14 protein-coding genes are annotated in these 19,990 nt (G+C 71.9%); 8 read left to right on the forward strand and 6 right to left on the reverse strand.

The annotated features are described in order from the left end of the window. The first annotated feature begins 270 nt into the window (after window positions 1–270). The 4 genes from ACIBG4_RS09325 to ACIBG4_RS09340 all read left to right on the forward strand — a co-directional run bounded on the left by ACIBG4_RS09325 (window position 271) and on the right by ACIBG4_RS09340 (window position 6,448). Entirely contained in the window at window positions 271–1,269 is a 999-nt protein-coding gene (locus ACIBG4_RS09325; RefSeq protein WP_397201405.1) for a polyprenyl synthetase family protein, read from the forward strand. Window positions 1,270–1,371: 102 nt separating this feature from the next. Next, window positions 1,372–2,781, forward strand: a complete 1,410-nt coding sequence (locus tag ACIBG4_RS09330) for a family 2B encapsulin nanocompartment shell protein (protein WP_397201406.1) — start codon at window positions 1,372–1,374, stop codon at window positions 2,779–2,781. A gap of 74 nt (window positions 2,782–2,855) precedes the next feature. Next, the gene (locus ACIBG4_RS09335; protein WP_397201407.1) at window positions 2,856–4,271 is read left to right on the forward strand and encodes a family 2B encapsulin nanocompartment shell protein; all 1,416 of its coding nucleotides are present in this window, start codon (window positions 2,856–2,858) and stop codon (window positions 4,269–4,271) included. Beyond that, on the forward strand, window positions 4,268–6,448 hold the full coding sequence (locus ACIBG4_RS09340) for a germacradienol/geosmin synthase (RefSeq protein WP_397201408.1): 2,181 nt from the start codon (window positions 4,268–4,270) through the stop codon (window positions 6,446–6,448). The genes ACIBG4_RS09335 and ACIBG4_RS09340 overlap by 4 nt, the downstream gene beginning before the upstream one ends. 5 nt (window positions 6,449–6,453) lie before the next feature. Here ACIBG4_RS09340 and ACIBG4_RS09345 read toward each other — a convergent pair whose 3' ends face one another. From ACIBG4_RS09345 to ACIBG4_RS09355, 3 genes are all read right to left on the reverse strand, one after another. Next, a complete protein-coding gene (locus ACIBG4_RS09345; RefSeq protein ID WP_397201409.1) occupies window positions 6,454–6,876 on the reverse strand; it encodes an STAS domain-containing protein in 423 nt (140 codons plus the stop codon). 815 nt (window positions 6,877–7,691) lie between these two features. Continuing rightward, window positions 7,692–8,171: a hypothetical protein gene (locus ACIBG4_RS09350; RefSeq protein WP_397201410.1), complete on the reverse strand. Its 480-nt coding sequence runs from the start codon at window positions 8,169–8,171 to the stop codon at window positions 7,692–7,694. Window positions 8,172–9,508: 1,337 nt separating this feature from the next. After that, entirely contained in the window at window positions 9,509–9,748 is a 240-nt protein-coding gene (locus ACIBG4_RS09355) for a hypothetical protein (RefSeq protein ID WP_310708093.1), read from the reverse strand. A 609-nt stretch (window positions 9,749–10,357) separates the two neighbouring features. Here ACIBG4_RS09355 and ACIBG4_RS09360 point away from each other — a divergent pair. Continuing rightward, a complete protein-coding gene (locus ACIBG4_RS09360) occupies window positions 10,358–11,704 on the forward strand; it encodes an NERD domain-containing protein (protein WP_397201411.1) in 1,347 nt (448 codons plus the stop codon). 82 nt (window positions 11,705–11,786) lie between these two features. On the opposite strand, the gene ACIBG4_RS09365 is transcribed toward ACIBG4_RS09360, so the two are convergent. Next, the gene (locus ACIBG4_RS09365; protein WP_397201412.1) at window positions 11,787–14,462 is read right to left on the reverse strand and encodes a BTAD domain-containing putative transcriptional regulator; all 2,676 of its coding nucleotides are present in this window, start codon (window positions 14,460–14,462) and stop codon (window positions 11,787–11,789) included. A 320-nt stretch (window positions 14,463–14,782) separates the two neighbouring features. Between ACIBG4_RS09365 and ACIBG4_RS09370 the strand changes: the two genes are divergently transcribed. Further along, entirely contained in the window at window positions 14,783–16,222 is a 1,440-nt protein-coding gene (locus ACIBG4_RS09370) for an N-acetylmuramoyl-L-alanine amidase (protein WP_397201413.1), read from the forward strand. An 88-nt stretch (window positions 16,223–16,310) separates the two neighbouring features. On the opposite strand, the gene ACIBG4_RS09375 is transcribed toward ACIBG4_RS09370, so the two are convergent. Beyond that, the gene (locus ACIBG4_RS09375; protein ID WP_397201414.1) at window positions 16,311–17,123 is read right to left on the reverse strand and encodes a hypothetical protein; all 813 of its coding nucleotides are present in this window, start codon (window positions 17,121–17,123) and stop codon (window positions 16,311–16,313) included. Between the two features lie 145 nt (window positions 17,124–17,268). Between ACIBG4_RS09375 and ACIBG4_RS09380 the strand changes: the two genes are divergently transcribed. After that, window positions 17,269–18,318, forward strand: a complete 1,050-nt coding sequence (locus tag ACIBG4_RS09380) for a DUF2293 domain-containing protein (RefSeq protein ID WP_397201415.1) — start codon at window positions 17,269–17,271, stop codon at window positions 18,316–18,318. Further along, the gene (locus tag ACIBG4_RS09385) at window positions 18,315–18,698 is read left to right on the forward strand and encodes an MmcQ/YjbR family DNA-binding protein (RefSeq protein WP_310708087.1); all 384 of its coding nucleotides are present in this window, start codon (window positions 18,315–18,317) and stop codon (window positions 18,696–18,698) included. The genes ACIBG4_RS09380 and ACIBG4_RS09385 overlap by 4 nt, the downstream gene beginning before the upstream one ends. Before the next feature lie 49 nt (window positions 18,699–18,747). Here the strand turns inward: ACIBG4_RS09385 and ACIBG4_RS09390 are convergent, their stop codons facing one another. Continuing rightward, complete coding sequence (locus tag ACIBG4_RS09390; RefSeq protein WP_397201416.1) at window positions 18,748–19,944, reverse strand: serine hydrolase domain-containing protein; 1,197 nt, start codon at window positions 19,942–19,944, stop codon at window positions 18,748–18,750. Between the last annotated feature and the right edge of the window lie 46 nt (window positions 19,945–19,990).

Genomic DNA, 19,990 nt, shown 5'->3' on the forward strand with positions numbered 1-19,990 from the left:
TGTTTGGAAACGCACTGCGTGTAATTACAAGTAGACACCTTTCAGATGCGCTCCGTAGTCATGCGCGCAGCGTGTCGCCCGAGTTCTCCCAGCTCAGAGCGCTCTGACGGGTTCACGGCCGAGTTGCGGCCCACCTGGAGCCGCAGGAGTCCCTTTACACACTCCGTGTTCGATGAATAACTACATGTAGTGTGGCCTTGGCGGAAGGGGCCTTCAGTAATGACAGTCGGCTTCACTCACAACCTTGTCGGACCACGCGTTGACCAGCGCTTGACCGGCTTCCTCGAAGCCTGGCGGGCACCGGTGTCCGACCCCGACGTGGTCGCGGCGTACGAGCTGCTGACCGACTTCATCCTCAGCGGCGGCAAGAGGGTGCGACCCCAGCTGTGCTACTGGGGCTGGCGCGGGGCCGGCGGCGACGACTGCGACGAGATCATCAGCGCCGCGGCGGCGCTGGAGCTGTGCCACGCCGGCCTGCTCATCCACGACGACATCATGGACGGCAGCGAGCTGCGCCGCGGCCACGCGACCGTCCACCGGCGCCTGTCCCAGCTCCACTCCGGTCCCGGCGCCGAGACCTTCGGCCAGGCGGGCGGCATCCTGCTCGGCACGCTCAGCCTGGCCTGGGCCGACGCGCTGCTGTCGTCGTGCGGGGTGGAGCCCGGCCGGCTGCGCGTGGCCCACCACCTGTTCGACGCCATGCGCAGCGAGGTCATCAGCGGCCAGTACCTCGACATCCTGGCCCAGCTGCGCTCGGGCGCCACCGTCCCCGAGACCCTCACCGTGATCCGCTACAAGACGGCCAAGTACACCGTGGAGCGCCCGATGCAGATCGGCGGCGCGCTCGCGGGCGCGCCGCCCGAGCTGCTGGAGTCCTACTCCCGCTTCGGCCTGCCGCTCGGCGAGGCGTTCCAGCTCCGCGACGACGTGCTCGGCACGTTCGGCTCCTCCGCGGAGACGGGCAAGTCGGCGCTCGACGACCTGCGCGACGGCAAGCACACCGTGCTGTTCGCGCACGCCGTGCAGCGGGCCACGCCGGCCCAGCGCGCCTACCTGCGCACCTGGCACGGCCACCCTGAGCTGACCGAGGAGCAGGCCGACGAGCTGCGGCAGATCATCATCTCCACCGGCGCGCTCGCCGAGGTCGAGGACATGATCGTCGAGCGGGTCCGGGAGGCCGACGCCGAGCTGCGGGCCGCCCCCATGACCAGCGAGGCGCGCGAGGCCCTGGCCGTCCTGGCCGGGCAGCTCGCGCACCGCGACCGGTAGCGTCCGGCGGCCCCACGGGGCCGCCTCGCCCGGATCTGGAACGTTCCATCCCCCCGAAGCCGGTTCTCCGGCGTCGTCACCCATGAAGATTGGTGGTGCAGTATGACCGAATCACCCGAGTCGGCCGCTCCCAACGGGCAGAACCAGCAGCTCAGCCTCAGCACCGAGGCCGCCCGTAATCTGGCGACGACCACCAAGACCGTCCCCCAGATGCAGGAGATCACCTCCCGCTGGCTGCTGAAGCTGCTCCCCTGGGTGCAGACCTCCGGCGGCGTCTTCCGGGTGAACCGCCGGCTCACCTACACCTTGGGCGACGGGCGCATCACCTTCACGACGACGGGCGCCGAGGTGCGGGTCATCCCGGCCGAGCTCACAGAGCTGGCGCCGCTGCGCGGCTTCGGCGACATGGAGGTGCTGGAGGCGCTGGCCGCCCGGTTCAGCCAGCGCGAGTACGAAACCGGCCAGGCGATCGTCACCGAGGGCAGCCCCGTCGACCAGCTCGTGCTGATCGCCCACGGCCGGGTCACCAAGAGCGGCCACGGCGCCTACGGCGACGAGCAGGCCCTCGGCGTGCTGGCCGACGGCGACCACCTCGGCGAGCAGCTGCTGACCGAGGCGGGCCGCTTCCCCTTCACCGCCAAGGCCGCCACCACCTGCACCGTGCTCGTCCTCTCCCAGCACGACTTCCAGCAGATCTACGACCAGTCGCCCGAGCTGCGCGAGCACCTCGCGGCCATCCGCGACGTCGAGAGCCGCTCCCGCAACGACTACGGCGAGGCCGCGATCGACATGTCGTCCGGCCACACCGGCGAGCCGACGCTGCCCGGCACGTTCGTCGACTACGACCTCGCCCCGCGCGAGTACGAGCTGAGCGTGGCCCAGACCATCCTGCGCGTCCACACCCGCGTCTCCGACCTGTACAACCAGCCGATGAGCCAGCTCGACCAGCAGCTGCGGCTCACCATCGAGGCGCTGCGCGAGCGCCAGGAGCACGAGCTGGTCAACAACCGCAGCTTCGGCCTGCTGCACAACGCCGACTTCTCCCAGCGCATCCGCACCCGCGCCGGCGCGCCCACCCCCGACGACCTCGACGAGCTGCTCGCCAAGGTGTGGAAGGAGCCGGCCTTCTTCCTCGCCCATCCGCAGGCCATCGCCGCGTTCGGCAGGGAGTGCTCCAAGCGCGGCCTGTACCCGCAGGCCGCCGAGGTCGGCGGGCACCGGGTGCCGGCCTGGCGCGGCGTTCCCATCTTCCCGTGCAACAAGATCCCGGTGACCGACACCCGCACCACCTCGATCATGCTCATGCGCACCGGCCAGGAGAGCCAGGGGGTCGTGGGCCTGCACCAGACCGGCATCCCGGACGAGTACCAGCCGGGCCTGTCGGTCCGCTTCATGAACATCAACGAGAAGGCCGTCATCTCCTACCTCGTCACCGCCTACTACTCCGCCGCCGTCCTGGTGCCCGACTCGCTCGCCGTCCTGGAGGACGTCGAGCTCGGGCACGAGCACTAGCAGGTCATCGGTCGGGTCAGCAGTCAGATCATCAGTCAGGTCATCAGGCAGGTCGAGGGATGGATGGTGCCGGTTTGACGGAGCAGCAGCGGGAAGCAGAGCGCCAGAGCCTCGACACCCAGGCGGCGCGGCTGCTGGCCACGACGACCAAGACACCGCCGCAGACCCGCGAGATCACACCTCGCTGGCTGACGCGGGTCCTGCCCTGGGTGGAGGTGGCCGGCGCCGTCTACCGGGTCAACCGCCGGCTCACCTACCCCGTGGGCGGCGGCCGGGTGGGCTTCACCCACGAGGGGGCGCGGGTCAGGGTGATCCCGCCGAGCCTGGCCGAGCTGCCGCCGCTGAGCGGGCTCGGCGACGCCTCCGTCCTGGAGAGGCTCGCCGGCCTGTTCGAGCAGCGCGAGTACGCGCCGGGCGAGGCGATCGCGCGGGCCGGCGAGCCCGCCGGCGGCCTGGTGCTGCTCGCGTCCGGCAAGGCCGCCCGGCTCCAGCCCGGCCCGTACGGCGACGACCTCGTCCGGGCGACGCTGTCGGCCGGCGACCACGCCGGGTTCGAGCGGTCCGGGCCCGACGCCCGCTGGCCGTACACGCTGGCGGCCCGCACGCCGTGCACGGTGCTGTACCTGCCGTGGGAGGCGTTCGAGGCGCTGGCCGCCCGGTCGCCGTCGCTGCGGGAGCGGCTCGACCGGCACCGCGCCGACCTGGCCAGGCCGCACAACAAGCACGGCGAGGCCGCCATCGCCGTGGCGGCCGGCCATCGGGGTGAGCCGGTCCTGCCGGGCACGTTCGCCGACTACGACCCCGGCCCGCGCGAGTACGAGCTGAGCGTCTCCCAGGCCGTGCTCCGGGTCCACACCCGGGTCGCCGACCTGTACAGCGAGCCGATGGACCAGACGGAGCAGCAGCTCCGGCTGACCATCGAGACGGTCCTGGAGGCGCAGGAGCGCGCGCTGGTCAACGACCCGGGCTTCGGGCTGCTGCACAACGTGGACCCCCGCCAGCGGATCCCCACGCGCGGCGGCCCGCCCACCCCCGACGACCTCGACGAGCTGCTCAGCCGCCGCAAGAAGACGCGTTACCTCCTCGCCCACCCCCGGGCGATCGCCGCGTTCGGCCGGCAGTGCAACCACCTCGGCGTCCACCCCGAGCCGGTCACCGTCGAGGGGCGGACGCTGCCGGCCTGGCGCGGGGTGCCGATCCTGCCCTGCGACAAGCTGCCCGTCAGCCAGGCGGGCACGACCGCGATCCTCGCCTTCCGCACCGGGGAGGACGACCAGGGCGTGGTGGGGCTGCGGCAGACCGGCCTGCCGGGCGAGCGCCTGCCCGGGCTGAGCGTGCGGTGCACCGGCATCGACGACCGGGCCATCGCCTCCTACCTGGTCAGCGCCCATTACTCGGCCGCCGTCCTGGTGCCCGACGCGCTCGGCATGCTCACCGACGTCGAGGTTCACGAGCAGAGGTCCACGAGCCAGAACGGAGTGACCCCATGACCGACCAGCCGTTCGAGCTGCCGGACTTCTACCTGCCGTATCCCGCCCGGCTCAACCCGCACCTGGAGGAGGCCCGTCACCACTCCCGGCAGTGGGCGCGCTCCATGGGCATGCTGGAGGGCTCCGGCGTCTGGGAGCAGCGCGACCTCGACGCCCACGACTACGCCCTGCTGTGCGCCTACACCCATCCTGACTGCGACGGGCCCGAGCTCAGCCTGATCACCAACTGGTACGTGTGGGTGTTCTTCTTCGACGACCACTTCCTGGAGCTGTTCAAGCGCACCGGCGACCGCCGGGCCGGCAAGGAGCACCTCGACCGGCTGGCCGCGTTCATGCCGCTGGACCTCTCCGGCGGCCTGCCCGAGCCGGCCAACCCGGTGGAGGCCGGCCTGGCCGACCTGTGGGCCCGCACGGTGCCCAGCCGCTCGCCGCAGTGGCGCGAGCGGTTCGCCGAGAGCACCCGCAACCTGCTGAACGAGTCGCTCTGGGAGCTGTCCAACATCAACATCGGGCGGGTGCCCAACCCGGTCGAGTACATCGAGATGCGCCGCAAGGTCGGCGGCGCACCCTGGTCGGCCGGCCTGGTCGAGCACGCGGTGGGGGCCGAGGTCCCGGCGGTCGTCGCGGCCTCCCGGCCCATGAGGGTGCTGCGCGACGCGTTCTCCGACGGCGTCCACCTGCGCAACGACCTGTTCTCCTACCAGCGGGAGGTCGAGGAGGAGGGCGAGCTGAGCAACGGCGTGCTGGTGCTGGAGACGTTCCTCGGCTGCACCACCCAGGAGGCCGCCGACGCGGTCAACGACCTGCTCACCTCGCGGCTCCAGCAGTTCGAGCACACGGTCGCCACCGAGCTGGGCCCGATGTTCGTGGAGCACGGCCTCGACCCGTTGTCCTGCGCCGGCGTGCTCGCGTACGTCAAGGGGCTGCAGGACTGGCAGTCGGGCGGCCACGAGTGGCACATGCGCTCCAGCCGCTACATGAACCAGCGCGCCTCCCGCGGCGCCGGGCTCGGCATGCGCTCGGCCGTCGACATCCTCGGCGCCAAACGGTTCCGCTCGCACGCGCATGTCCCCCACCGGCGGGTCGGGCCGTCGGTGATCCCCGAGCTCGCCATGCCGTTCGAGCCCCGCCTGTCGCCCCACCTCGGCTCCGCCCGCGTCAACGTCGTCACCTGGGCCCGCGAGATGGGCATCCTCGAAGCGCAGCCGGGCGTGGTCGGCTCGGCCGTGTGGGACGCGGACAAGCTGGTCGACTACGACCTGCCGCTGTGCGCGGCGGGCATCCACCCCGACGCCTCACCCGAGCAGCTCGACCTGTCGTCGGCCTGGCTGGCCTGGGGCACCTACGGCGACGACTACTTCCCCGTCGTGTTCGGCCGCACCCGCAACCTGCCCGCCGCCAAGGTGTGCGTCGAGCGGCTGTCGGCGTTCATGCCGCTCGACGGGCCGCCGCTCACGGAGCCGGTGAACGCTCTCGAACGCAGCCTGGCCGACCTGTGGGCCCGCACGGCCGGGCCGATGCGGCCGCCGGCGCGCCGCAGGTTCCGCGGGGCCATCGAGGACATGGTCCAGAGCTGGCTGTGGGAGCTGGCCAACCAGATCGCCAACCGGGTGCCCGACCCCGTCGACTACGTGGAGATGCGGCGGATGACGTTCGGCTCGGAGCTCACGATGAGCCTGTGCCGCCTGGCCCACGGCGACCGGGTGCCGCCGGAGATCTACGCGAGCGGGCCGATGCGGTCGCTGGAGAACTCCGCCATGGACTACGCGGCGCTGCTCAACGACGTGTTCTCGTACCAGAAGGAGATCGAGTTCGAGGGCGAGACGCACAACGTCGTCCTGGTCACGCAGACCTTCTTCGGCTGCGGCTACCCCGAGGCGCTCGGCATCGCCGCCGACCTCGTCAATTCCCGGATGCGGCAGTTCCAGCACGTCGCCGAGCACGAGCTGCCGGTGCTGTACGACGACGCCGAGCTGGGCGAGGAGGCGCGTGAGGTGCTGCGCGGGTACGTGAGGGACCTGGAGAACTGGATGTCGGGCATCCTCGTGTGGCACCGCGACTGCCGCCGCTACGACGAGGGCTCCCTGCGCCGCCACCACCAGCCGCCCCGGTGGCGGCTGGCCGGGCCCACGGGCCTCGGCACCTCGGCCGCGATGATGTGGGGCTCGGCGGTCTAGTGCGCTCAGGGCGCGGTCTGCGGAGTCGCGCTGTCCGGCTCGGGGTTCAGCTCGTAGAACCAGCCGATCAGGCGCAACAGCCGCTGCTGGTACGGCGTGACGTTGCGCAGGCGCACCCAGCGCTGCGAGGCGGGCAGCGCCGGCATGAGCAGCGCCCGCAGGCCCGCCAGGTCGATGAAGGTGATGCGGCTGGTGTCGACGGTCACGTGCCCGCCGGCGACGCGGCAGCCGGCCAGCACCCGGGACAGCGCCTCGCAGTTGCTCACGTCGATCTCGCCCACGACGGCGAGCAGAGGGTCCGCTGTCCCGAGCGGGAAGCCGAGATGGTGGGGCGCGTTCCGCGGATCCCGTGCGGGTCCTCGCAGGGAGATCCGGACGAGCCGGTCCGCGTACAGCAACCGCTCGCTCATGTCCGTGTCACCGCTCATCGGCCGCGCACCCCCATCTCCTTGAGCGTGGGGGTCGTGTCCGGCCCCTGCGCACAGGGGGACGGACCGGCGTCGCGTCTCCGCCGATCCGGAACCAGATTACACGAAATGTCTTTCGTTAAGTGATATCCATGCTAAAGAGGCGGTATGCCTGTGGGGTATGAGCGGACCCGGAGCTCTGCGGGTCCGTCCTCTGCTGTCTACCCGTTCCACGGCGCCTGAAGTGTGCCCGTCTCACGGCGGCGACCTGTGCCTGTCTCACGGCGAGCGGCGAGTGGCCTGTGCCGTTTCACGGCGATGTCCGCCGGCTGGGGCGTGGGCTCCCTGTACCAGGTCGCCATCTCCCGCCCACGCCTGCCGGCGGATCACGCCATTTCTCTGAGGACCGACTCTTCTGAGGACGGCTTCATGACGGCCTCCTCAGCGAGTCAGGCAGGCCCGACCCTGTCGGTCGTCGTCGCCGTCGCCCTGCTGGCTCGCGAATCCCGGCTCCTACGACCGCCGGTCGTCAACGGCTTCGTACTCGTGACCGCGCACCTACCGGCCCGGGTTCACCTGGGAGTGCACTGTCCCACCGGCACCCGTCGCCTCGATCCCGGTGAGCACCGCCGCCATCCGGCCGGCGCTCCCCGCCTTCGAGTCTCTTCGCGTACGAGCCACTCGGGGTGGCCCCACACGGGCGCCGACCGGCCCAGGCCGTCTGAGAACGCGGGCCCCCGATCATGCGAGCACGAAGCACATACATCCGGCCGGGGGGGACGGGCCTTACCGTGCCCAGCCGTGCTTACCCGTGCTTACCCCTCGTTCCCCGTGGTTCAGCAGGGGGCGAGCACGGAGGTGGACGACGCCTGGTGGTTGTTCAGCACGCCGACGTTGACCTTGTGCAGCTGGCCGACGTTCAGAACGTTGATGTTCTTGACCGAGTCGTTGGCCACGTCGTTCAGCAGGACGAGGTCGTTGGCCGCGGCCCACTGGCTGGCGACCTGGGTGCCGGTGTTCGCCACGCCGGCCGGCACGTAGCTGGTCGAGCTGGTGGCGGTGGAGCTCGTGGCCGTGGAGCTCGTGGTGTGGTTGGTGGTGCACTGCGTCGTGCAGCTGGTGCACTGCGTGGTGGTGGTCGTGACGACCTTCGTGGCGCAGGGAAGCGCGATGACCGGCTTGGGGGCGCAGTCGGTCGCGACGGTCGGCTTGGGGGTGCAGTACGCGCTGGTGCCGCTGTCCGCGTAGGCGCTCACGGTTGAGAGGCCGAAGACGGCACCGGCGAGGGCTGCACCGACGAGAATGCGACGCATCATTTCGAGTTCTCCTTCGTGGGAATCAGCGCGGAAGGGGATGCGCTTCATCTGAATCGCTCTCTCACAGGACTGGAAGAGGCCGGATAACGATCCCGCGCCATGGCGGTTCACCGCAACTCGAATTCGCTAAGCCCAAGTCAAATGCAACCCTCAATTGCTTGGCGCTTGATTATGCGTCGCCCGGATATGGGCCGATATTCGGGGTTCGACGGATTGCTATGAGGCGTTATTGGCGGGCTTATCTTGATATGCCCCAACCGATTTGTCCTGACGCCCAGGCCGGCGCGATCCGCCTCTCGGGGTACTGGTGCGGCGCCGGCCCTGCGCTCAGTCCTCAGCGACCTCGACCAGTCACCTTGGTCACCTCGGCCGGCCGCCCCCATCTCGGCGGCACCCGCCGGCCGTTTCGGGCCGGCTCGCGAGGAGGCGGTGGGCAAGGGGTGGCCCGGGAAGCGTCACGGCGCGTGGCATGAGGATGCGGGCCGCCACGTAGAGCCGGAAGGCATGCAACGCGACGGCGCGAAACGGAACGCAGCGCTGCAGGAAGCGGCGCCCCAGGAAGCGGCGCTCCAGGACACAGCCGAGCGGACCGGGATGACGCCGAGCGGACCGGGACGACGCCGGGCCCGAGGGCGGCCGGAAGCAAGGGGCGCCAAGACTCGGGAGAAGCGGAGTTTCCCCGGAAGACGCGCATCCGGGGGCGCACAGACGTATGGCGCACAGACCCGAGGAGCCCAGGCGAGGAGGCGCAGACCAGAGACGCGCAGACCGAAGGGCACGGCCGAAGGCGCAGAAGGACGGACGAACCAGCCCTGCAGCAAGCCGCCCATGAGGCGGAGGGGTCGGAGCCCTGAAGTGGAAAGGACCGGTGCGGTGAGGGACCGGTGCAGGGAGGAGCCCGGTGCAGGGAGGAGCCCGGTGCGGGCAGGAGCCCGGTGCGGGGAGAAGCCCGGTGCGGGGAGAAGCCCGGTGCGGGGAGAAGCCCGGTGCGGGGAGGGTGGTCGGCGGGGGGAATGCGGATGGGGGGTAGGTGTGGCGTAGCAGGCGGCGGCGGCCCGGGGCGTGCCGCTTGGAAGCGTACGTCCCGGGCCGTCGGCACATCAGGCCCAGCCGGCGCGTCAGGCGCGGCGGGCTCGACCGGACTGACCGGCTCGACCGGCCTGGCTGGTTCGGCGGGCCGGGTGGATCCCGTGTATCGGTTGGATCGTGTGGTCCCGTGGGGAGCCACGGGCGTTGTCGAGGGCGCTGGGTCGCGCGGGGATGGCGGCCGCCGGCCGACCGGCGCGGAGCCGGAGGACTGGCGAGGGAACCGCGGGCCGGCGCCTCGCGACAGTGCGTCAGCCGTTGTTGAGGACCGCGACGTCGACCTGGTCGAGCTGGCCGATGTTGAGGACGTTCACGTCCTTGACGGAGTCGTTGAGCACGCCGTTCAGCACGGTGGCGTTGTTCAGGGCGCTCCACTGGCTCAGCCAGCTCTGGCCGCTGTTGTACGGGTTGGAGTCGGCCGAGGCGGCGGCGGCGGAGAAACCGAGCGCGATGCCCGCGATGGCAGCACCGGCGAGAATACGACGGATCATGTTTGTTTCCTCCATTGATCGGCGCGGAAATCACCAGCGCCATAGTCGTTTGTGCAGGGCGGTGAAGGTGCCGTCAATAACGATCCCGGCACCGGGCGGGTGCCGCAACCCAAGAACGCCTCCTGGCGGTCAAGGAGCCGCCTCGTTTTCTTGGCACACACGCTTTCCACGGCACGCGCGAATCACCGGCATATACAGAATGGCGCGGCTCCGGGACATCGTTGTTTAAGCACGATCATCCAAAACTTGAGCGCACCATTCGCTCAGGAGGACAACTCGTCGAGAACGGCGGGCAGGTGGCGCATTGTCCGCAGGCAGTCCCGCGTGTCCGCTTCGCCCAGTCGAGCCGCCAGGCGCTCGGCGAAGCGCCGGTGTCCCCGGGGTGATCCGCGCGATCGCGTCGCGGCCGGCCGGGGTGGGCTGGAGGAGCTTGGCGCCGCGGTGGGCCGGGTCGGCCCGGTATTCGGCGAGGCCCTTCTCCACCAGCAGGTCCGCGATCCGCTGCACTCCCCTGCCGGGTCATGCCCAGCACACGGGCGGCGCCGGCCACGGGCAGCGGCTCGGGCAGGACAACATCCTGTCAATCCGTATGCGTGCGAGGATATGTGCATGGCACAGATCGTCGGCGGGGGACGTCCGGTCAACGACGCGGAGCGGCGTGTGATCGCCTATCTGCGCGACCAGGGCCCGGCCGACTGGCTGCTGCTCCACAACGTCGAGGTGCCCCGCGGCGAGGACGTGTTCGAGGTGGACCTGCTGGTCCTGACCGGCCACTCCCTGGTGGTCGTCGACGTCAAGGGCACCCGTGGCCGCATCCAGGTGTCGGGCCCGCGGTGGTTCCCGCCGCGCCGGGAGGCGTACGGCTCGCCGGTGACGAAGCTGAGGGGCACCGCGCGAGCGCTCAAGGGCCTGCTGGTCTCCCGCGCCACCCAGCTCGAACGTGTCTACGTCGACAGCCTCGTGGTGCTCACCTCGCCCGACGCCGAGCTGGTCGATCCCACCGGGCGCGACGCGGCCCACGTCACCGACCTGGACGGCCTGGTGCCGATGCTGGCCGACGCGTCGCGGGTCAAGCGCGGGTGCAGCCCCGACGCCCGGCCTTACCTGAGCGCGATCCTCGACGCGCTCCACCAGACCGTACGGCGGAGCACCGCGCCCCCCAGGTACGGCAACTGGGAGGTCGAGGAGCAGCTCGGCGGCGACACCAGGGTCACCGAGTACCGCGCGTTCAACGCGACGTTGCCCGGCAGCGAGACCGTGCTGCTGCGCGTCTACCAGGCCGATCCCCTCGCCGACGAGGCCGCGCGGGCCGCCGAGCGGCAGCGCATCGCCAACGCCTACCAGTCGCTGGCCCGGATCCCGCCCCACCCCTGCGTGGTCCGCTCGCGCGACTTCTTCGCCATCGACGACGAGAGCCGGTTCGTGCTGGTGCTCGACGACGTCCACGGCGAGGCGCTGCACCTGAGCCCGGGCCGGGGCGCCGGGTCGCCGTTCGTGATCCAGGACCTGCTGAGCGGCCTGGCGCACGCGCACGCCCACGGCGTCATCCACCGCGCGCTGAGCCCCGCGTGCGTGCTCGTCACCGACGACGGTCACGCCGTGCTGACCGGTTTCGACTACTCCAAGCCCGGCCCGCGCAACTTCACGGTGGCGCACGAGCTGACCAACGTGCTCGACGGCCACTACGTGGCGCCCGAGTGCCAGGACCAGCCCGACCGCATGACGGCCGCCTCCGACGTCTACGCGGCCGGCGTGATCGCCTACCAGCTCCTCACGGGCGGGCTGCCGGCGGGCCCCGACGCCCTGGGCCCGGAGGTGCCGGACGTGGTGCGGCGGATGCTCGACCACTCGCCGGCCAAGCGCCCCTCGGCGGCCGAGGCGCTCGACGCCCTCCGCGGGATCCCGCAGCGATCCCGCCTCAGACGACTGGTCCGCCGCATCGTTCCCGGTTCATGACGATCACCTAGGAGCCGGCCGCCCCGGACGCGCCGAAACGGCCGAGTTCAGTCAGGCGCGCGGCGGCGGAAGCGCGGGACGGCTAGACGGGCAGCCGGCGGCGCAGGTCGCTGGCGTGCTTGAGGTAGTCGAGCGCCAGCCCCGTACGGCCGGCCGTGCGGTGCAGCTCGCCCAGGAGCTGCGTGGTCGACGCCTCGCCACTGCGGTCCCCCAGCTCCTGGAAGACCCCGAGGGAGCGTTCGAGGCCGGCGGAGGCGGGGGCGAGCTCGCCGCGGCGCACCTGGAGCCGGGCCAGGCTCTGCAGCGCGTACGCCCCGCAGTGCCGGTCGCCGAGCGACTCGAAGATGTCCAGCGCGTGGTGGTGGAAGGACACGGCCTCGTGCAGCTGCCCCATCTGCAGGCACACGCAACCCTCGCGGTGGGAGTCGCCCAGCTCCTGGGCCAGCCGCATGGCCTGGTTCAGCGACTCGGACGCCTGGGTCAGGTCGCCGGACTTGAGGCAGACCCGGCCGATGGCCTGCCGGGCGAGCGCCTCGCCCTGGGGGTCGCCGGCGGCCAGGAACATGGCCAGGGCGCGCTTGAAGTGGCCGAGCGACTGCGCCGGCAGGCCGCGGAACTGGCTGACCGCGCCGAGCCCGCAGATCGTGGTGGCCTCGGCCCGCACGTCGCCGACCTCGTGGAAGAGCTGCCGGGAGCGGACGAACCCGTCGACGGCCTCCTCGTAGCGGTCCTGGTAGAGGGCGACCTGGGCGAGCCCGCGCAGCATGGCGGCCTCGCCGTACGTGTCGCCGTTGGCGCGGGCGGCCTCCAGGGCGACGCCGTGGGTGCGTTGCCAGGTGTCGAGCCGGCAGTGCAGGTCCAGGTACGGGACCATGGCGGCGGCCAGGCCCCACGCCGACTCGGCGAGCCCGGCCTCGGCGGCCACGCCGACGGCGGCGACGAGCGAGTCGTGCTCGGCCTCGAACCAGCCCAGCGGGTTGGACGTCAGCCGGTTCAGGGTCTGCTCGGGCAGGCGCCAGCGCGGGGTCCGGGGCGCGATGAGGCTGAAGACGGTGGTGGGCAGCCGGGCCATGGCGTGCTCGGTGGTCGCGGTCCAGGCGGCGAGCACGCGGGCCAGGGCGTCGCGGTCGGGGGTCCGTTCGAGGGCGTGGCGGCGGATGAGGTCGGGCACGCGGTAGCGCGGCTGGCCGACGGGGTCGGTGCCGACGAGCTCCAGCAGGTTCACGTCGACGAGGAGATCGGTCACATCGTCGGCGCGATGCCGGTCGAGCGCCGCGTCGACCACCCAGCCGGGCTGCGCGAGGGCGCCGAGCCGGCCGAAGGTGCCGAGCGTGCGCGCGGCCTCGTCGGGCAGGTCGCGGTAGCTGCGGTCGAGGCGGACGCGGACCTCCTGCAGCTCGTTGAGCCGGTCGTCCTCCAGCCGTTGCCGCAGCACGGCGAGGGACCAGCCGGGCCGGCCGGCGAGCCTGGCGCCGGCGCTGCGCACGGCCAGGGGCAGCCGGCCGCACGCCTCGACGATGGCGCGGGCGTCCTCCTGCTCGCGGGCCACCCTGTCGCCGCCGACGATCCGGGCGAGGAGCTCGAACGCCTCGTCGGCCGGCAGCTCGCCGAGGTCCACGTGCCGGGTGCCGGGCAGCTCGGTGATGCGTCGCCTGCTGGTGACGATGACCGTGGAGTCGTTGCCCGGCAGCAGCGGCCGTACCTGTGAGGCGTCGAGGGCGTCGTCCAGCAGGACGAGCATGGGCCGATCGGCGAGCAGCGAGCGGAAGAGCGCGGAGCGCTCGTGCAGCGTGGGCGGGGGCGTGTCGGTGCCGAGCGCCCGCAGCGCCTCGGCGAGGAGGTCGGCCGGCTCCCGGCCGTCGAGGGCGAGGTAGAGCTGTCCTGCGGGGAAACCCTCGCGCAGGGTGTGCGCGGCGTGCACGGCCAGCGCGGTCTTGCCCGCTCCGGGCGGCCCGGAGACCACGGCGACCTGGAACGGCTCGGCCAGCGCGGCGAGGGCGTCGGCCCGGCCCGTGAAGTCGGGGACGTCGGGCGGGAGCTGGCGGGGCGCGGCGGGCGGCGGCTCGTCGGCGAGGATCGACTCGTACGCGGACCGCAGACCGGTGCCGGGCTCGACGCCGAGCTCGTCGACGAGGAGCTGCCGCACCGTGGCGTAGGCGCGCAGCGCCTCGGCCTTCCTGCCGCCCCGGTGCAGGGCGAGCAGTAATCGCCCCCACAAATCCTCCCGGTACGGGTGCTCGGCGAGCAGGCCGCGCAGCTCGGTGACCGCGCCGGTGTGGTCGCCCTGGTCCATCCTCCGGCTGATCAGCTCTTCGGCGGCGCGCAGGCGCAGCTCGTGGAGGGGGTCGAGGCGGCGGTCCCAGAGCGGGCTGCCCGGCAGGTCGGCGAGCGGGGCGCCGCGCCACAGGGACAGCGCCTCCTCGTAGCGGGCCTGGCCCACCAGCTCCTCGAACACCAGGAGGTCCAGCGCGTCGTCCGGCACGTCGATGGCGTAGCCGGAGCCGTTGCCCCGCAGGCATCCGCCGGCCTCGCCCAAGTCGGTCCGGAGAGAGCTGACGTAGGTGCGCAGGTTGGCCTGCGCGGAGCGGGGCGGGCGCTCCGGCCAGAGCACCTCGACCAGCTGGTCGGCGCCGACGACCCCGCCCGCTTCCAGCAACAACGTGGCCAGCAGCAGGCGTGGCTTCTTGCCGGAGATCCGGACCGGCAGACCCGATGTCCGGAGCTCCAGCGGTCCTAGCACATGGAAAGTGACCGTCATGACCGCATCTGCTCCTTATGGAGGCGTGACAGCTCTTTGTACCGGGTCTGGACGTTTCTTGTGCGCCATATGCCGACGCTTGTCTCAGAGATCCCAGCAGAAAGGATCACCCGATGAAGCCTGACGGAGCGCTGATCACGTGTTTCTCGCGCTCAGTCAGCGTGGGACGGCACCGGGTTTCCAACCGCCGTTCCCGTGCGGCCGGAGCCGGATGGGTGACTCCAGCGACTTTGCGTACCCGGCGACGGCCGCCCCCAGTGCGTCAAGTGGGGCGGCAAGGCCGGAAGCACGACTTACAACAGTCCCTCTGAGCATTGCGGATGATGAAAACTACAACTTTTGTGATCGCCGGGCTCATCGCCCTGTCCGGCCAGCAGGTGGCCTACGCCGCCACCGCGACCAACTCCGCGACCGCCTCCGTCGCGGCCACTCCCCTCGGCGATGCCTTCACCAAGGCCGCCGGCACCTACGAGATACCCCGTGACCTGCTGGTCGCCCTGGGCTACGCCGAGACCCACCTCGACGGCCACGACGGCGAGCCGAGCGCCAGTGGCGGCTACGGCGTGATGCACCTGGTCAGCAACCCCCAGACCAAGGCTCTGGAGGAGGCGGCCAAGCTCACCTCCATCCCCGTCGCCAAGCTGAAGACCGACGACGCGTCCAACGTCCTGGGCGGCGCCGCCGTGCTGCGCGCCAAGGCCGACGCACTCGGGCTGGACGCCACCGCCCGCAAGGACCCCGCCAAGTGGTACGGCGCGGTGGCCGCGTACGGCAACCTGGCCGATGACACCACGGCGCGCATCTACGCCGACGCCGTCTACGAGGCCCTCGCCTCCGGCATCGACGCGGCGGGCGTGCAGACCGAGGCCGCCCAGGTGACGCCGGAGCGCGGGAAGTACGCCGACGACGCGCCCCGCACGCTCGCCTCGGCCACCGACTACCCCGGCGCGGTGTGGAAGGCGGCCAGCACCTCCAACTACGCGGTCTCCAACCGGCCGACCAGCAACAAGATCGACCGCATCATCATCCACGTGACGCAGGGCTCCTACGCCGGCTCCATCTCGTGGTTCCAGAACCCGGCGGCCAAGGTGTCGGCCCACTACGTGGTGCGCTCGTCCGACGGCCAGGTCACGCAGATGGTGCGGGAGAAGAACCGCGCGTGGCACGCGGGCAACAGCAGCTACAACCAGCGCTCCATCGGCATCGAGCACGAGGGCTACATCAGCGACGCGTCCTGGTTCACCGACCAGATGTACCGGGGCTCGGCCGCGCTGACCCGCAACATCGCCGACCGGTACGGCATCCCCAAGGACCGCACCCACATCATCGGCCACGTCCAGGTGCCCGGCTCCGACCACACCGACCCGGGCTCGCACTGGAACTGGACCAAGTACATGAGCTACGTGACCGGCGGCACCGGCGGCGGCGGGACCACCAACCCGCACACCGCCGAGGAGGTCTGCGGCACCGGCTACAAGGTCATCGACTCGCAGGCCCTGGGCACCAACGGCACGGTCTACCTGCTCTACAGCACCTCTGCCGGCAAGAACTGCGTGGCCACGATCAAGAAGACCTCGATCGGCAAGGCCAGCGCGACCAGCGCCTTCCTGGAGGTGCAGGGCTCCGCGCGGAAGACCGACACGGGCCAGTTCACCTACTACGCGGGTCCGGTCGCGGCCGCCGCGGCGGACAAGTGCGTCAAGTGGGGCGGCTCGGTAGGCACCTCCACGTACACGAGCTCGTTCGAGCACTGCGCCTGATCCAAGCCATTTCCTTCCCCCCTCCCGGCGGCCCGGCGTCCTCTTGGACACCGGGCCGCCGCCCTTCGTCCCCCCTCAGCGGTACGGGTCAGAGCGGCTGGAGGGCGTCGATGATGTCGATGACGTACACGGTCCGGCCGCCGTCCGGCCCGCCGGGTCCGGGCTCGGGCACGGCCATGCGGGCGCCCACGTGCCCGCCCACGAGCCCGGCCAGCCAGGCGGCAGGCGCCGACCCGGGCGCGAGCGTGACGGCGCTCGGCCCGCCGCGCCGGAAGGACGAGTCGACGATCCGGCGCCCGGGCACCCGCATCGCCAGGTACTGCACCACCAGCCTCGCCCCCTCGCGGATCTCCGGGCCGGAGCCGTCGATGAGCGTGCTGGCCCTGTCCAGCGGCAGGCCGGCGGGCACGGTCGGCAGCGGCCGGCCCACCCGGCGCGCGTCCGGCGGGTAGCCGCCGAGGACGTCGAAGACCACGACCACCACCGCCTCCGGATCGACGCCGTCGAGCGGCACGCCCGGCCCGGCGGCCTCGGCCGCGGGGCTGACGAGCACGACGCGGCTGCCGGCCGGCCGGTCCATGAGCGCCTCATGCCAGGCTCGGGGGACCGTGCGGCCGTCGAAGACGACCGAGACGGGCTGCCGGGCCTCGTACGTGCCGGCCTGTCTGCTGCCGTCCGACCACAGGCGTACGGACACGTCCGCGAGCACGACGTCGCCAGGGGCCGTGCGGCGGCCCTGCCCGGCGGAGAGCACGGCCACGCGCGGCAGGCGCCCCGGCGCGCCGTCCGGGATGGCGACGGCCGGCTCGGCCCCGAACGCGCCGGTCACCACCGGCAGCCCGCTGTCGGCGACTCCGCACGACGTGGCGAGCACGAGAACGGCCGGCCAGAACAGGCGCACGATCCCCTCCTGAATGCCGGACATCACCGGAGGCGCGAGGAGTCTCCGGAGTTGGCCGATCCGGCGCGCCGGATCCGCCTGCATCCTTGCCGGGATCGGCCCAAGCGAAGCCGATCGGAGGTCAAAGAGGCGGCACACTGGGTGCGTGAGCAAGCCGAACCTGTCCCGCCGGGTCGCCGAGGCGGCCGGGATCGCCCTGACCAACCGGAAGTACGTGACGTTCGTGGACGTGGTCACCGGACTGCGGTGGCTGCACTCGCGGCACGTCGACACCTGGCGGCAGGGCCGGGCCGCCACGCTGGCCGAGCTGGCGGCGGTCGACGACGACCGGCTGCTCGCCGCCGCCGCGCTGCTGCGCGACTGGGCCGAGGGGCAGGGGCTGCGCCCGGTGGAGGCGTCGTACGTGTCCGGCAGCCGTGACCGGCGCGAGCTGCGGTTCACGGCCGGCGACCATCCGCAGGAGGCGTTCCGCGTCCACTGGGTGTCGCCGGAGCTGAGCGAGGCCCGGGTGCGGCGGCTCGCCGAGCGCCAGAGCAAGGCGCCCGACCTGACGGTCGTCGTGCCGCAGCAGCCGTGGACGTGCGCCTCGTGCGGCGACACCGGGCCGTACCTGATCATGGAGGACGACCGGCCGCACTGCCTGACGTGCGCGGACATGGATCATCTGGTGTTCCTGCCGTCGGGTGACGCGGCGCTCAGCCGGCGGGCCAAGCAGGAGAGCGGCCTGGCGGCCGTGGTCGTCGAGTACAACCGCCGGCGCAAGGTCTACCAGCGCAGGGGCCTGCTGGTGGAGGAGCGGGCGCTGACGCTGGCCGAGGAGCGCTGCCTGGCCGACGAGGAGGCCCGGCTGCGCCGCCGCGAGCGCGACAGGGAGCGCCGGGCCGAGCAGGACGACGACTTCCGGGCCCGGATGGCGGCCGAGATCCGGACCCTGTTCCCGGGCTGCCCCGCCGAGCGGGCCGAGGAGATCGCCGCGCACGCCGCCCTGCGCGGCAGCGGGCGGGTGGGCCGCACGGCGGCGGCCAGGGCACTCGACGCGAACGCGATCACGCTCGCCGTGGTCGCGTCGATCCGCCACCTCGACACCGACTACGACAAGCTGCTGATGGCGGGCGTCCCCCGGACCGAGGCACGCGACCGGATCCGCGACGCCATCGACGCCAGGCTGGCCGACTTCAGGAGGAGGACGACATGAACGACCCGGCTGCGTGGTCCCGGGTGCGCGACGAGCTGCGGGACTTCGCGCTCGGCCTGCCCGAGACCCGCGAGGACCACCCGTGGGGCGAGACCGTCGTCAAGGTCGGCAAGAAGGTCTTCCTCTTCCTCGGCCTGGACGAGGCGACGGAGAAGTGGGCGCCGACCTTCGGGGTGAAGCTGCTGTCGGAGGCGCACGGCCATGCGCTGACCGTCGAGGGCGCCAGGCCCAGCGGCTACGGGCTGGGCAAGGCCGGCTGGGTGACGGTCCCGTTCATGGCCGAGCTGCCGGAGACCGAGGTCCTCCTCGACTGGGTCGAGGAGAGCTACCGGGCCATCGCCACCAAGCGGGCGATCAAGGCCCTGGACGAGCGGGCATAGCGGCGAGGCCGGTCCCGTCCGGGACCGGCCTGGTGCGCGGGTGCGGGTCCTACTTGGCGAAGGCGGCCAGCGCGACGCCCAGCCCGCGCTCGTTCTGGCCCTGCGCCTTGGCGTCGGTGGAGTTGACCGAGTAGACCAGGGTGCGGCTCAGGTCGCGGGTGGCGCCCACGCCGGTGGAGGAGCCGTAGCGCGCGCCGGTCTTGCCGAAGGCCACGACGCCGCCCGGCAGCTCGATCCGCGACAGGCCGGAGGTGTAGACGGCGGGCTTGTCCGTGCCGTACAGCTTGACGTCGGGGACCGTGAACATCGGCTCCAGCTGCGCCGCCGGCACGACCTTGCCGGAGAACAGGGCCTTGACGAACTTCTCCAGGTCGGCGGTCGTGGAGATGAGGTCGCCCGAGGCCCAGGTGGAGGTGACGCTCATGTCGGTCATGTCCACCAGGTACGTGTCGCCGTACGCGAAGGAGTCGGGGAAGCCCTTGGGCACCGTCTGGTAGCCGTGGTTGTGCCGGCCCTTGATCTTGACCGAGTCGCCGGGCAGGTAGCTGTCGCGCATGCCGACCGGGCGCAGGATTCTCGTGGTGACCTCGTGCTCGTACGAGCGGCCCGTGACCTTCTCGATGAGCATGCCGGCGACGAACGTGTTGGTGTTCAGGTAGTGCTGCCGGGTGCCGGGAGCGAACTCGATCGGGTTCTCCACGGCCTTGGCGACGTACTCCTCCGGGTTCCACTGCTGGAAGCGGGTCTTGTAGACCCACGCCAGGTCGCCCGGCACCTTCGGCGACGGCAGCCCGCTGGTGTGGTTGAGGAGCTCGGCGACGCTGATCGCCGGGTAGCCCGCCGGGAGGAGGCCGGGCAGGTACTCCTGGACGGTGCCGTCGAGCGAGAGCTTCCCCTCGGCGACGAGCTGGAGCACGACCGCCGTGGTGAAGATCTTCGTGACGCTCCCGGCGCGGAACCGCGCGCCCTCGCGGGCGGGCCGCTTGGTACGCAGGTCCGTCACGCCGGTGACGCCCTTCCAGGAGCCCCGGGAGCCGCTGACGCGGACCTCGGCGGCGGTGGCGTCGGCCGCGGGAAGGCCGGCGATGCTCGCCTTGAGCGCCGCTTCGTTGATCGGCGGCAGCCCCGCGGCCGTGGCCGTCGCGGTCACCGCGGTGGGGGCGGCGGCGAGTGCGGCCGGGCCGGCGGCGACGGTCGTGAGGGCGGCGGCGGCGAGTGCGGCGGCGGCGAGGCGGGTGCGGTTCATGAGGGCGTATCTCCAGGTCGGAAGGGGTTCTCCTTGATGGCTCCAT

It is taken from the genome of Nonomuraea sp. NPDC050383 (genome assembly GCF_044459125.1).
Lineage (GTDB): Bacteria > Actinomycetota > Actinomycetes > Streptosporangiales > Streptosporangiaceae > Nonomuraea.